Source organism: Variovorax sp. WS11 (assembly GCF_010499245.1).
Lineage (GTDB): Bacteria > Pseudomonadota > Gammaproteobacteria > Burkholderiales > Burkholderiaceae_C > Variovorax.
Genome location: NZ_JAAGOW010000003.1, coordinates 443,467 through 455,727, shown reverse-complemented (window position 1 = coordinate 455,727; position 12,261 = coordinate 443,467). Strand labels below are relative to the sequence as shown.

Genomic DNA, 12,261 nt, shown 5'->3' with positions numbered 1-12,261 from the left:
GACCTCCGCGCTACGCGCTGCGATGCTATTCGCCTTCGGAGCGGCCGTGCGGCTCATTCGAGCGCCAGCAGGTACGCGGCCATGTCGCGCGCCTCGTCGGCCGAGACGCCCATGGCGGGCATGAGCGTGTCGGGCACCAGCGCCGTCGGCTGGGCGATCCAGCGCGCCAGCGTGTCGGGGCGATTCGGCACCTCTCCCGCGATGTAGCTGCGCCGGCCGAAGCCCGCGAGCGCAGGCCCGGCGGTGCCGCGGGCCGCCGACACCTCGGGGATTGCGTGGCAGCTGCCGCACTGGTACTGGGCCAGCAGCGCCTGTCCGCGCAGCACCTGGGCGCGCGGCGCATCGGCGTAGGGCAGCCGGCTGTCGCCGATGCAGCCGGCCGCGAGCGCCAGCGGGACCAGCTGCAGCAGCAGCGCGGTCCGCGGGCCGGGGCGGTCCAGCGAGGCGAGGGCCATGGCGGGCATTCTCGCGTCGCGAATGCGCGTTGCGCCGACAGGGCGGCGCTGTTGTGCGTCGGACAATGCCGCCAGTACATGGGAACCCTGAAGACCGTCCTGCTCACGTCGGCGGCGCTAGGCCTCGCCGCCGCGGCCGTTGCGGCGGCAGTCGTGTATGGCGGCCTCTACAACGTGGCGGCGACTTCCCAGCACACGCAGACGGTGCACACCCTGCTCGAGACCGCGATGCGCCAGTCGGTGCGGCTGCGCGCGCGCGGCGTCGAGGTGCCGCGGCTCGACGACGAGCAGCTGGTGCTGCGCGGCGCGGCCTGCTTCCGGGCCAAGTGCCAGCAGTGTCACGGCGCGCCTGGGGTGGCGCAGGACGACATCGGCAAGAGCATGCAGCCGCTGCCCGGCCCGCTGGTGGACGCGCGCCACCACTGGAATGCGCGCGAGCTCTACTGGGTGACGAAGCACGGCATCAAGATGAGCGGCATGCCGGCCTGGGAGTCCCGCCTGGCCGAGGAAGACCTGTGGGCGGTGGTCGCCTTTCTCGAGCGCTTGCCCGATCTGACGGCACGGCAGTATGCGGAGCAGACGCGGGCCTCGGCCACCTGCGGCCCGAGCCAAGCGGCAGCAGCCGGCGCGCCGGGCGATGCGCGGCGTGGCGCGCGGGCGCTGCACCAGTACGCCTGCAATGCCTGCCACAGCATTCCCGGCATCACCGGCTCCTCGACGCATGTCGGCCCGCCGCTCGATGGCATCGCGCGCCGCGCAATGATCGGCGGCCGGCTCGCCAACACGCCCGACAACATGGTGCACTGGCTGCGCCGCACGCACGAGGTCGACCCGCGCACCGCCATGCCGGAGATGGGCCTGACCGAGCAGGACGCGCGCGACATCGCGGCTTATCTGTCGACGCTCGATTGAGTTCGCGGCCGCCGCTGCCATCGGGCGCATTCAGCTCGTGTAGTCGCCGCTGGCCTCGGGCTGGAACAGGATCTCTTCCACCCGGGCGACGCCCTGGCTGCCGCTGGGCAAGGTCCAGCTCGCCGTGGCGCCGAGGCGCAGCCCGATCAGGCTGATGCCCACGGGCGAGAGCACCGAGACGAAGCCGGCCGCGGGCTCGGCGTCTTGCGGATAGCACAGGGTCAGCTTGCGGCGCTCGCCCGAGCGTGCGTCCACCAGCGTCAGTTGCGAGTACATGGTGACGATGTCGGCCGGGACCTCGCGCGAGCGGATCACGTCGGTGAATTCGAGCAGGGCCTCGAGCGCCGGATGTGGCCCTGTCTTGTCGAGCAGCTTGAGCAGCCGGGCGTGGTCGAGTTCGGTGAGCATGCGCTCGCCGGGAAGGGGCGTGGTGGTGGCCATGAAGCACTCCAATCGAATGCGGGCGCGCTGTGCAAGCGGCGCTCGCGAATGCGCGGGGCGGGGCCCGGCGATCGATGGTTTGCGCTACAGAGAAAAGGGGAGGGGATCGCCGGGCGGAGGAAAGTGCGGCCGGCACGGGCTGGCCGCCCGGCATCGCGGCCCGACGCAGGCCGCACGCGCGCGACGCACGGCCGCGCGCAGGGCGGCTTGGCGTCGAGGTGGGTGCTGGCGAGGGCCGGGGAGCGCATCGGCACATTCTAGGCCGGGCGCGATCGCCTCATGCCGTCGAGGTGCTGCGAGCCGGCAGTGCGATCGGCAGTCCCGGGATCGTCAGCAGGCGCAGGGCCTCGATCTCCGTGTAGTCCTGTTCGCCGGCCAGGAAGCGCATCCGACAGCCGCCGATGGAGATGTTGTCGCCGTCGACCAGATGCTGCGTGTCCACCCTGAGGTCGTTGACGAAGACCCCGTTGCTACTGCCCAGGTCCTTGATCGTCACGAAGGGGCCGTCGATGGTGAGCAGGGCGTGGAAGCGGCTCACCCGGTCATGCCGGATGACGATGTCGTTGGTCAAGGCCCGCCCGACCCGGGTTTCGGGCTTGCGCAATGAGATCTGCTTGGTGGCGTTGGCGCTCGTCAACAGGAGGAGTTTGGGCATGCGCAGGCTGGGGCGGATTGGAAGTCGGGCGAGGGTAGGGGCTCGCGCCTCGAGTGCCAAACGCTTTGGATGAATGGGGCGTATCGATGGCGCGAATAGCCACGACTACGACCTTCGCGTTAGCGCGCATGGCCGATAGGCAAGGCGCACCCCCCGCACCCACACTGCGCCTCGTGATCGCCCGTTCACCGACGTTGTCGGACGCAGGAGGAATGGCCATGATCCCAAGACGCTGCTTTGCGGCGAAGCGATTGCTGCTGCCGCTCGCAGTCATCCTGTGCGTCGCGGCCTGCAGCAAAGGCCCGCGCCCCGGCGAGGTGCTCGACGAAGCCAGGCAGGCCGGCCGCGACGCCGCCTCCTTCCCGCATGCCACGGAGGACTACTTCCGCGACATGGACGGCGGCATCGCGCTCACGCCGGAGGAGGTCCGGGGCCGCAACATGTGGCTGGCCTGGAGCGGCGGCAACGACCGCTTCTGGACGCAGATGACCGACTACACCTTCGGCGCCTTCGATCTGCTGAAGGTGGTGAGCACCCATCCCATCCAGGGCTATTCGCGCGCCAACCGCTGGAGCTATTTCGGCCTGGTGAACGAGCCCTGCTTCGAGGCCGCGACCGGCCCCGACAAGTCCCGCCGCGGTCTCTGGCTCGACGTGCGCAGCAAGGACTGCGGCCCCGACCCTTTCGAGAACGAGAGCAAGTACCCGGGCGTCAAGATCGGATCGCGCGGCCAGTCGCTGGGCGACGGCACGACGCAGCCGGTAGGCTCCTTCTACGGATGGGGCACGGGCATCGCGGGCCTCAGGCTCTTTCCCAACCCGGCCTTCGATGCCAAGGCCGCCAAGGAATGGGACGCGGAGAAGTACTACACCGACCCGAACTACTACAACCGCAAGGATCTCGTGCGCCCGTACCGCGTGGGCATGTCCTGCGGCTTCTGCCACATCGGCCCCAGCCCGGTGAAGCCGCCGGCCGACCCGAACAGCCCGAAGTTCGAGAACCTCAGTTCCTCGGTGGGCGCACAGTACATGTGGGTGGACCGGCTCTTCATCCACAACGCCAACAAGCCCGAGGGCCGCACCAACTACATGTTCCAGCTGGCCCACACCTACCGGCCGGGCAGCATGGACACCTCGCTGGTCTCCACCGACAGCATCAACAACCCGCGCACCATGAACGCGGTGTACGAGTTCGGCGGACGGCTGGAGATGGCCAAGCGCATCGGGCAGGAGAAGCTCGCGGACGGCGAGCTGCACAACAAGCAGTTCAACGACTTCGTGACCAGCGGGCCGCTGCTGGACTTCTTCACCAAGCCCGACGCCGTGCACACGCCGCATGTGCTGAAGGACGGCGCCGATTCGGTGGGCCTGCTGGGCGCGCTCAACCGCGTTTACCTCAACATCGGTCTGTTCAGCGAGGAATGGCTGCTGCACTTCAACCCGGTGGTGGGCGGCAAGACCATCACGCCGATCCCGATCGCGACCGCGCAGAAGAACTCCAGCTACTGGCAGGCGACCGAGGCGGGCACACCCGACACGGCACTCTTCTTCCTCAAGGCGGCGAAGCCCGACCGCCTCGCGGACGCGCCCGGCGGCGCCGAGCACCTGCAGGCCGGCGCGGCCCTGCTGGACCGCGGCAAGCTCGCCTTTGCCGACACCTGCGCGCGCTGCCATTCCAGCAAGGGGCCGACGCCACCGCCCGCCTTGGAGCTCACGGCCGCGAAGTGTGCCGGCGCCGGCTACCTCGACTGCTTCAAGCGCTACTGGAAGTGGACCCAGTCCGACGAGTACAAGGCCGAGATGCGCAAGGTCGTGCAAACGCCGGACTTCCTGCAGGGCAACTACCTGTCGACTGATGCGCGCATTCCCGTGACGCTGCTGCGCACCAACGTCTGCAGCCCGCTCGCAACCAATGCGCTCGCCGGCAACATCTGGGACAACTTCTCCTCGCAGACCTATAAGCAACTGCCCGCGGTGGGCACCGTGACCCTGCGCGATCCCTTCAGCGGCGAGCCGCGGCCCTATGCGATGCCGGCCGGCGGGCGCGGCTACACGCGCGTGCCTTCGTTGATCAGCGTCTGGTCGACGGCGCCGCTGCTGCTCAACAACACCGTCGGCCCCTTCGACATCGACCCTTCCGTCAATGCGCGCCTGCGCAGCTTCGAGGCTTCGATCGAGCAGATGCTCTGGCCCGAGCGGCGCGAGCGCGACGCGGTGCTGGGCGAGAAGGCCGAGGGCATGATCGACCGCACCACCGAGCGCAGCACCGTGACCGTGCCCACCGGCTTCGTGCCCGAGGCCCTGCAGCCGCTGCAGGGCACGCTGCACCGCTGGCTGCCCTGGCTGTTCGAGGAGGACGGCGACATCGTGCTCGGCCCCATCCCCAAGGGAACGCCGGTGGCGCTCCTGGCCAACCTCAAGCTGCGCGCCGAGGGCGACACGCTGCACGAGAAGGCGACCCATGTGCGCGACGTGGGCGGGCTGCTGATCGAGCTCAGGAGCGCGCTGAAAAACACCCCCGCCGGTGCCACCGACGACCAGCTGCGCGAGCACTTCGCGAAGCTGCGCCAGCCGATGCTGACGCTCAGCAAGTGCCCGGACTTCGTGGTCAACCGCGGCCACTACTTCGGCACCGCGCAGTTCAACCGGCAGGATGCCTTGAGCGACGACGAGAAGGCCTTCGGCCGCGAGCCGGAACTGAACGACGAGGACAAGCGCGCGCTGATCGCCTTCCTCAAGACCTTTTAGCGAGATGCCTTCACCCGACGAGTGGGACTACGTGATCGTCGGCTCCGGCCCCGGCGGCGGCACGCTGGCCGCTCGGCTGGCGGAAGCCGGCATGCGGGTCTTCCTGATCGAGGCCGGCGGCGACCCGCGGGCCTCGGCGCCGCGTTTGCCGGATGACTACGACGTGCCCGCCTTCCATGCGTTCGCCTGCGAGAACCCGGCCATCAGCTGGAACTTCCGCGTGCGCCACTATGCCGACGAGACGCAACAGGCGCGCGACTGGAAGTACGAGGCAGGGCAGGGCGTGCTCTACCCGCGCGCCGCGGCGCTGGGCGGCTGCAGCGCGCACAACGCGATGATCTTCATGCTGCCGCACGCTTCCGACTGGAACCACATCGCACGGCTCACCGGCGACCGTTCCTGGCGCGCCTCGCGCATGCGCGGCTACGCGCGGCGCATCGAGAACTGCGGACACCGGCCGCTGTGGCGCTGGCTGCGCCATGTGGGCCTCGATCCGACGGGGCATGGCTGGGGCGGCTGGCTGCGCACCGAGAAGGCGGTCCCGCTCTCGGTGCTGGGCGACGACGGGCTGGTGCGCGTGCTGCGCGACAGCGCCGGCGTCTTCGCCGGCAACCTGCCCACGCCGCTGCGCAGCACGCTGCGCTGGGTGCGCGGCGGGCTGGGCGATCCCAACTCGCGGCGTCTCTGGCCGGGCGGCTTCGAGGGCCTGTGCTACACGCCGCTGTCGACCTCTGATCACCGGCGCGCCGGCATCCGCGAGCGGCTGCTGGAGGTGGCGAAGCAGCATCCCGGCAAGCTGCACATCGAGCTCGATGCGCTGGCCGCGCGCGTGCTTTTCGACGAGGCCGGCGCGGCCTGCGGCGTCGAGTACCGCAAGGGCGCGCACCTCTATCGCGCCCATGCCGCGCCCAGCGGCGCCGAGGGCCTGCGGTGCGAGGCGCGGGCGCGGCGCGAGGTGATCCTCTGCGGCGGCACCTTCAACACGCCGCAGCTGCTCATGCTCTCGGGCATCGGGCCGGAGGAAGAGCTGCGCCGGCACGGCATCGCACTGCGCGCCGCGCTGCCCGGCGTCGGCCGCAACCTGCAAGACCGCTACGAGGTCGCCGTCACGCACCGCATGCGCAGGCCCTGGGAGGTGCTCGAAGGCGCACGCTTCGACCGCGACGACACGCTGTGGCGGCGCTGGCAGGAAGGGCGCCTGGGCATGTATGCCTCCAACGGCGCGGCCCTGGGCGTGGTGCAGCGCTCGCGCTTCGCGATGCAGCCGGGCCTGGAACCCGATCTCTTCTGCATGGCGGTGCTCGCGCGCTTCGAAGGCTACTTCCCCGGCTTCTCGAAGCTGGTGCGCGAGCAGCCCGACCAGCTGACCTGGGCCGTGCTCAAAGCCCACACGCGCAACCGCGCCGGCACCGTGCGCCTGCGCTCGGCCGATCCGCGCGACATGCCGCTGATCGACTTTCACTACTTCGACGAGACCGACGACCCCGGCGCCGAGGACCTGCGCGCCGTGGTGGAGGCGATCCGCCAGGTGCGCCGCATGACGGCGCCGCTGCTGGCCAAGGGATGGATCGCCGAGGAGCTCGCGCCCGGCCCGGCCGTGCAGAGCGACGAGGCGCTGGCCGGCTATGTGCGCGACACGGCCTGGGGCCACCACGCCTCGTGTTCGTGCGCGATCGGCCCGCAGGCGCAAGGCGGGGTGCTCGACAGCACTTTCGCGGTGCATGGCGTGCCGCGGCTGCGCGTGGTCGATGCCTCGGTGTTCCCGCGCATTCCGGGTTTCTTCGTCGCTTCCGCGGTCTACATGGCCGCGGAGAAAGCGGCGGATGCGGTGCTGCGCACGGCCGCGCGCACACCACTTTCGGCAAATTGACGGCCCCCGACCCCGGCTGGACACTCAGTCGCCCGGGGTCTTCACTCGAGGAGATGGCGATGGCCTACGACGTACAGCAGCTGCTCGACATGACCCAGCAGCAACTCGACGAGCTCTTCACCGCCAGTCCGGCGGGCGACATTCCCTCCGGCGAGGCCGAGGGCACTGCGATCATCGCGCCCGGCACTCGCTACACCGAGTCGATCGCGAAGATGGTCAACTTCTTCGGCTGGCAGGGCAAGGTCTTCGACCCCGAGCACGGCGTGCTGAAGAACAAGGTCAGCCCCTTCGGCATCCAGGCCATCGTGGCCCAGGTCTACAAGGGCGACAGCTGGCTGGACCAGAAGGAGTGCGTCGTGCTCGACTACTCCAAGACCTCGGTGGTGGCCCACTGGATCCGCGACGAGATCCGGCTCATCTCGCCGTCCTTCTACCTGGGCAAGGTGTACTGGGGCAAGGAACGCCTCATCGACTTCTGCCTCAAGTTCTAGCCTGCCGACACGACCGGATGCAGTGACTCCTCAATCGCACTTCGTGGTGGTCGCCGCCATCGCCCCGGGACGCGAAGCAGGGCTGCGCAAGCTCCTGGCCGCCATGACGCTGGCGCCGGGCGTGGCCGATCCGGTCAACCCGGTGCTGCCTTTCGGCGCCTTCGAGCGATTGCACTTTGCGCGCTTCGCGGTGCTGGGCGACGCGACCATGGCCGACCTCGAGGTCTTCGGGCTTCCGCGCCCCAAGCTGCCGACCTACCTGCTCTTCATGGGCGACTGCGACGGCGCCGCCGAGGCCCAGCTGGCCGAGCTGGTGCAGCGCGCCGGCGAAGGCCTGCGCCGCATCTTCTCGCACTGCCGCGGCTTCGACCTGCGCGACGACCTGCTCGACTGGCTGATCGAGCATGACCGGCCCGTGGCCGCGCCCTACGTCAACCGCATCGGCCGCACCGTGCGGCAGATCCGCGAGGAAAGTGCGCTGCAGCGGGCGCTGTCGGCGCGCGTGCCGCGCAGCGTGCGCGATGCGGCCATCGATCCGCAGCTGCTGCGGCGCGATCTGCTGAACTTCGTGCGCACCCGGCAGGCCGCCGGCGAGCTGCTGCTGACGCCGCCCGCGCCGACGCCGCTGGGGTGGTGGATGGGCAACACGCTGCATGCCTTCGGCTTGCCGATGCTGGCACTGCTGCTGTCGCCGCTGCTGCTCGTGGCGCTCCCTTTCGTCCTCGTGCTGCTGCGGCGGCACGAACGCGCAGACCCGGAGTACTGCCCGCGACCCCGCGCCGCCGCCGTGAGCGAGATGCAGGAGCTGGAAGACCACGACCTGAGCAACAGCTTCACCGCGCTGGGCGCCGTCAAGCCCGGCTGGTTCCGGGTCGGTCTCGTGCAGGTGCTGCTGCTGGCCATCGCCTGGGCCTGCCGCCATGTCTTCGGGCGGGGCCACCTGGGGCGCGTGCGCACCATCCATTTCGCGCACTGGGTCTTCCTCGACAACAAGCTGCGCGTGCTGTTCGCCAGCAACTACGACGGCAGCCACGAGGCCTACATGGACGACTTCATCAACAAGGTCGCCTGGGGCCTCAACCTGGTCTTCAGCAACGGCTTCGGCTGGCCGCGCACCGCGTGGCTGATCAAGGAGGGCGCGCGCCGCGAGCTGCCCTTCAAGCACTACCAGCGCGGCCATCAGCTGCCGACCCAGGTCTGGTACAAGGCCTACCCCGGCCTCACGCTCAGCGACATGGAGAACAACCGGCGCATCCGCGAAGGCTTCGAGCGCGTGGGCATGAGCGATGCGGAAGCGCTCGCGTGGCTGAGGCTGCTATGAGCCAGCACGACACGCCATCGCCGGTCGACTTCGAGGACATTCAGGGCCTGGTGCGCTACGGCTACAAGCGGCTGACGCAGGCCTGCTTCCTGCTGCTGCGCATTCGCGATGCCGCGGCCGCGCGCGCCTGGCTCGGCACGGCAACGGTCACGCCGGCGATCGAACGCAGGCCGCCGCCGCGCACGGCGCTGCACATCGCCATCAGCGCCCCGGGCCTCAACAAGCTGGGCGTGGCGAGGGACATCGTCGAGGGCTTCTCGGCAGAGTTCCTGGCCGGCATGACCAGCGACGCGAGCCGGGCACGGCGGCTGGGCGATCTCGGCGCGAACGACCCTGCCGGATGGAAGTGGGGCGGCGCGCCGCACGACGTGCCGCATGTGCTGGCGATGGTCTACGCGGTGCCGGGCGAGCTCGACGCGTGGCTTGCGACCGTGCGCGCCCAGTGCGCAGCCGGCTTCGAGGAAACGGATGCCCTGTTCACCGCCAACCTGCGCGAGACCGAGCCCTTCGGCTTCATCGACGGCATCTCGCAGCCGCGCGTCGACTGGGAGCGCCGGCGCGCCGCGCACGACGAGGAGCAGTTCGATTTCACCAACCGTTCCTGCCTCGGCGAGTACCTGCTGGGCTATCCCAACGAGTACGGTGCCTACACCGACAGGCCCTTGCTGGAGCCGCAACGCGATCCCGGCGCGCTGCTGCCCCGTGCCGAGGAAGCCCCCGGCATGGCCGACCTGGGGCGCAACGGCAGCTACCTGGTGATGCGCCAGTTGCGCCAGGATGTGGGCGGCTTCTGGCAGTTCATCGACCGCCAGGCCGGCGGCGACCCGATGCTGCGCCGGCGCCTGGCCGAGGCCATGGTCGGACGCAAGATGGAAGGCGGCGAGGCGCTGGTGGGCCCCGGGCGCGAGCGCATCGACGGCATCGAGGAGGACGAACGGCGGCGCAACGGCTTCACCTATCGCAGCGATCCCGATGGCCTGCGCTGTCCCGTGGGCGCGCACGTCCGCCGCGCCAACCCGCGCAATGCCGACTTGCCGGCGGGCTGGGCGAATCCGCTCTCGCGCCTGTGGCGGCGGCTGGGCTTCGGCGCGGACCCTCTGCGTCCCGACCTGGTCGCCTCGACCCGCTTCCATCGCCTGCTGCGCCGCGGTCGAGAGTACGGCGGCGCGCCGGGTGAAGAGACCGGTCTGCACTTCATCTGCCTGGCCGCGAACATCGGGCGCCAGTTCGAGTTCGTGCAGAACGCGTGGCTGATGGGCACGCGCTTCGACGGCCTCTCCGGCGAGGCCGATCCGCTGCTGGGCCATCGCCTGGCCGAGCCGGACGGCAGCCTCACCGACGGCTTCTCGATGCCCCTGGGCACGGGCCCGGATCGCCGCATCTCGGGCCTGCCGCAGTTCGTGACCGTGCAGGGCGGGGCGTACTTCTTCCTGCCGGGCATCAGCGCGCTGCGCTACCTGTCGAAAGTCCAAGCTTCATGACCCACTCGAACGTGAGCCGCCCTGCGCCTCGCGCCAACACCGGCTCGGCGCTGAAGAACTTCGTCAGCGACTCCGGCATGGCCCTGCTGCGGCTGGAGCGCAGGTTCGATCCTTTCGTGCGGCCGGCCTTCGACGCGCTGCTGCGCGACCCGCTGGCGCGCCTGACCACCGCGCTGATCAACAGCCGCCGCCCCAACGAAGGCCTGGCCATCGCGCAAGAGAAACTGCTGCCCGGCGAGGAAGAATTCGTCGACTCCATCGTCCGCAGCTTCACCCAGCAGATGCGCGACCTCTGGAAGCCCGGCGGCTTCGAGCGCGGCGGCAACACCAAGACCCAGGGCATCGTGCGCGCCGAGTTCATCGTGCACGACGACATCCCCGCGCACATGAAGCGGGGCATCTACGCGAAGGCCCAGCGCTACAACGCCTGGGTGCGCTTTTCCGGCCCCGGCCCCTACATCACGCCGGACATCGAGGACGTGGGCTTCATGAGCATCAGCATCAAGCTCATGGGCGTGCCAGGCCCGAAGCTGATGGAGGAAGAGCAGCACACGCTGGACATGTTCGGCGTCTCCACGCCCACCTTCGTCACGCCCGACGTCAAGGCCAACGCGGCGCTGCAGATCGAGAGCGTGAAGAACGCGCAGATCTTCTACTTCGTCAACCTGCGCGAGTCGCATGTGCTGGACCTGGTGATGCAGTCGCTCTTCATCAAGACCCAGTCCAGCCCGTTCGAGGCGCCGTACTTCAGCTGCGTGCCGTACCTGCTGGGCGAGGGGCAGGCGATGCAGTACTCGGTGTGGCCGAAGTCCACCAGGCGCACCCCCATCCCGCGCTTGCCGCTGCGCCCGCCCGACGACTACCTGCGCCAGGCCATGGTCGCGACCTTGAACCAGGAAGAGGTGGAGCTCGACATCCGCCTGCAGATGCAGACCGACCCGCACTTGATGCCGATCGAGAACGCGGGCGTGCTGTGGCCCGAGAAGCTGTCGCCGCGCGTCAGCGTTGCCACGCTGCGCATCCCGAAGCAGACCTTCGATTCGCCGGCGCAGATGGAATTCGCGAAGAAGCTCTCGTACAACCCCTGGCACACCACGCCCGAGCACCGGCCGCTGGGCAACCAGAGCCGGGCGCGGCGACGGATGTACTGGGAGCTGTCGAAGCTGCGGCACGACATGAATGCAGTGCCGCACTACGAGCCGACCGGGGACGAGGTCATCGAGTAGTGCGGGCTCGATCAGGCCCTAGGCAGCCGCCGCCCCAGCTTGCGCCGGCGACTGCGTCGCAGCCGGTGCCGGCCCGGAACAGGCCGCCGGCAGCAGCCCGCAGATGCGAATGAAGATGACGTGCTCGTCATGTCACATCTCGTGCGGGTCCATCTGCTTGCCGGTGGGGAACAGGTCCACCGAAATCAGCACGGCGGTCGTGCTGCCGGTGTTCTTCCACCAGTGCGAGGTGCCGTTCTTCTCCGGCGCCACGTCGCCGGCGCGGTGCACGATGGGCACGGCGCAGCTGCTGGCGTACTCCACCACCTCGCCGGAGACGATGTAGATCATCGCCGGGCGCTCGTTGTGGCTGTGCCAGGGCACGATGCCGCCGGGCTTCATCTCGAGCTGGCGCAGGCGGAACAGGCGGCCCTGGAGCGCCAGCGGCTCCTTCGACAGGTCGGTGCTGTAGCGCACCACGTCCGTCACATCTTTGGGGCTCATGGGACCGGCCTTCTGGCCGTGCCCGTCGGCGACGACCTTGTCGGCCGGGCATTCGCCGGCATGGACGGCCGGCGCGAGGGCGCCGAGTGCGCCGGCGGCAAGCGCCGCGAGCACGGCGGGGCGCCACGGCAGGCGGCGCGGGGGATTGGCGATATGCATGGTGACTCTCCTGGAAGCGA

General features: G+C 69.7%; 11 protein-coding genes. 7 read left to right on the top strand and 4 right to left on the bottom strand.

Translation table 11 applies throughout. The annotated features are described in order from the left end of the window. Nucleotides 1–53: 53 nt before the first annotated feature. Nucleotides 54–455 carry a c-type cytochrome gene (locus GXN78_RS27815; protein WP_106554767.1) on the bottom strand — a complete coding sequence of 134 codons (402 nt, stop codon included), beginning with the start codon at nt 453–455 and terminating at the stop codon, nt 54–56. 78 nt (nt 456–533) lie between these two features. Here GXN78_RS27815 and GXN78_RS27810 point away from each other — a divergent pair, with 78 nt between their 5' ends. Next, nucleotides 534–1,367, top strand: coding sequence for a c-type cytochrome (locus tag GXN78_RS27810; RefSeq protein WP_106554651.1), 834 nt, complete (start codon nt 534–536; stop codon nt 1,365–1,367). Nucleotides 1,368–1,397: 30 nt separating this feature from the next. Here the strand turns inward: GXN78_RS27810 and GXN78_RS27805 are convergent, their stop codons facing one another. Then, nucleotides 1,398–1,808: a GreA/GreB family elongation factor gene (locus tag GXN78_RS27805; RefSeq protein WP_106554652.1), complete on the bottom strand. Its 411-nt coding sequence runs from the start codon at nt 1,806–1,808 to the stop codon at nt 1,398–1,400. A 277-nt stretch (nt 1,809–2,085) separates the two neighbouring features. Beyond that, nucleotides 2,086–2,463, bottom strand: a complete 378-nt coding sequence (locus tag GXN78_RS27800) for an FHA domain-containing protein (RefSeq protein ID WP_106554654.1) — start codon at nt 2,461–2,463, stop codon at nt 2,086–2,088. Between the two features lie 218 nt (nt 2,464–2,681). On the opposite strand from GXN78_RS27800, the gene GXN78_RS27795 reads away from it, so the two are divergent. From GXN78_RS27795 to GXN78_RS27770, 6 genes are read left to right on the top strand one after another with little or no spacing between them, the layout of a single operon-like run. Further along, entirely contained in the window at nt 2,682–5,210 is a 2,529-nt protein-coding gene (locus GXN78_RS27795; protein ID WP_106554768.1) for a hypothetical protein, read from the top strand. A 4-nt stretch (nt 5,211–5,214) separates the two neighbouring features. Next, nucleotides 5,215–7,080, top strand: coding sequence for a GMC oxidoreductase (locus GXN78_RS27790; RefSeq protein WP_106554655.1), 1,866 nt, complete (start codon nt 5,215–5,217; stop codon nt 7,078–7,080). A gap of 59 nt (nt 7,081–7,139) precedes the next feature. Continuing rightward, entirely contained in the window at nt 7,140–7,571 is a 432-nt protein-coding gene (locus tag GXN78_RS27785) for a hypothetical protein (protein ID WP_106554656.1), read from the top strand. 22 nt (nt 7,572–7,593) lie between these two features. Further along, entirely contained in the window at nt 7,594–8,892 is a 1,299-nt protein-coding gene (locus GXN78_RS27780) for a hypothetical protein (RefSeq protein WP_106554657.1), read from the top strand. Beyond that, entirely contained in the window at nt 8,889–10,373 is a 1,485-nt protein-coding gene (locus GXN78_RS27775; protein ID WP_106554658.1) for a peroxidase, read from the top strand. The genes GXN78_RS27780 and GXN78_RS27775 overlap by 4 nt, the downstream gene beginning before the upstream one ends. Further along, nucleotides 10,370–11,599, top strand: a complete 1,230-nt coding sequence (locus GXN78_RS27770; protein WP_204162283.1) for a hypothetical protein — start codon at nt 10,370–10,372, stop codon at nt 11,597–11,599. Before GXN78_RS27775 ends, GXN78_RS27770 begins: the two co-directional genes overlap by 4 nt. Nucleotides 11,600–11,731: 132 nt before the next feature. On the opposite strand, the gene GXN78_RS27765 is transcribed toward GXN78_RS27770, so the two are convergent. After that, on the bottom strand, nt 11,732–12,241 hold the full coding sequence (locus GXN78_RS27765; RefSeq protein WP_106554659.1) for a cupin domain-containing protein: 510 nt from the start codon (nt 12,239–12,241) through the stop codon (nt 11,732–11,734). Nucleotides 12,242–12,261: the final 20 nt, after the last annotated feature.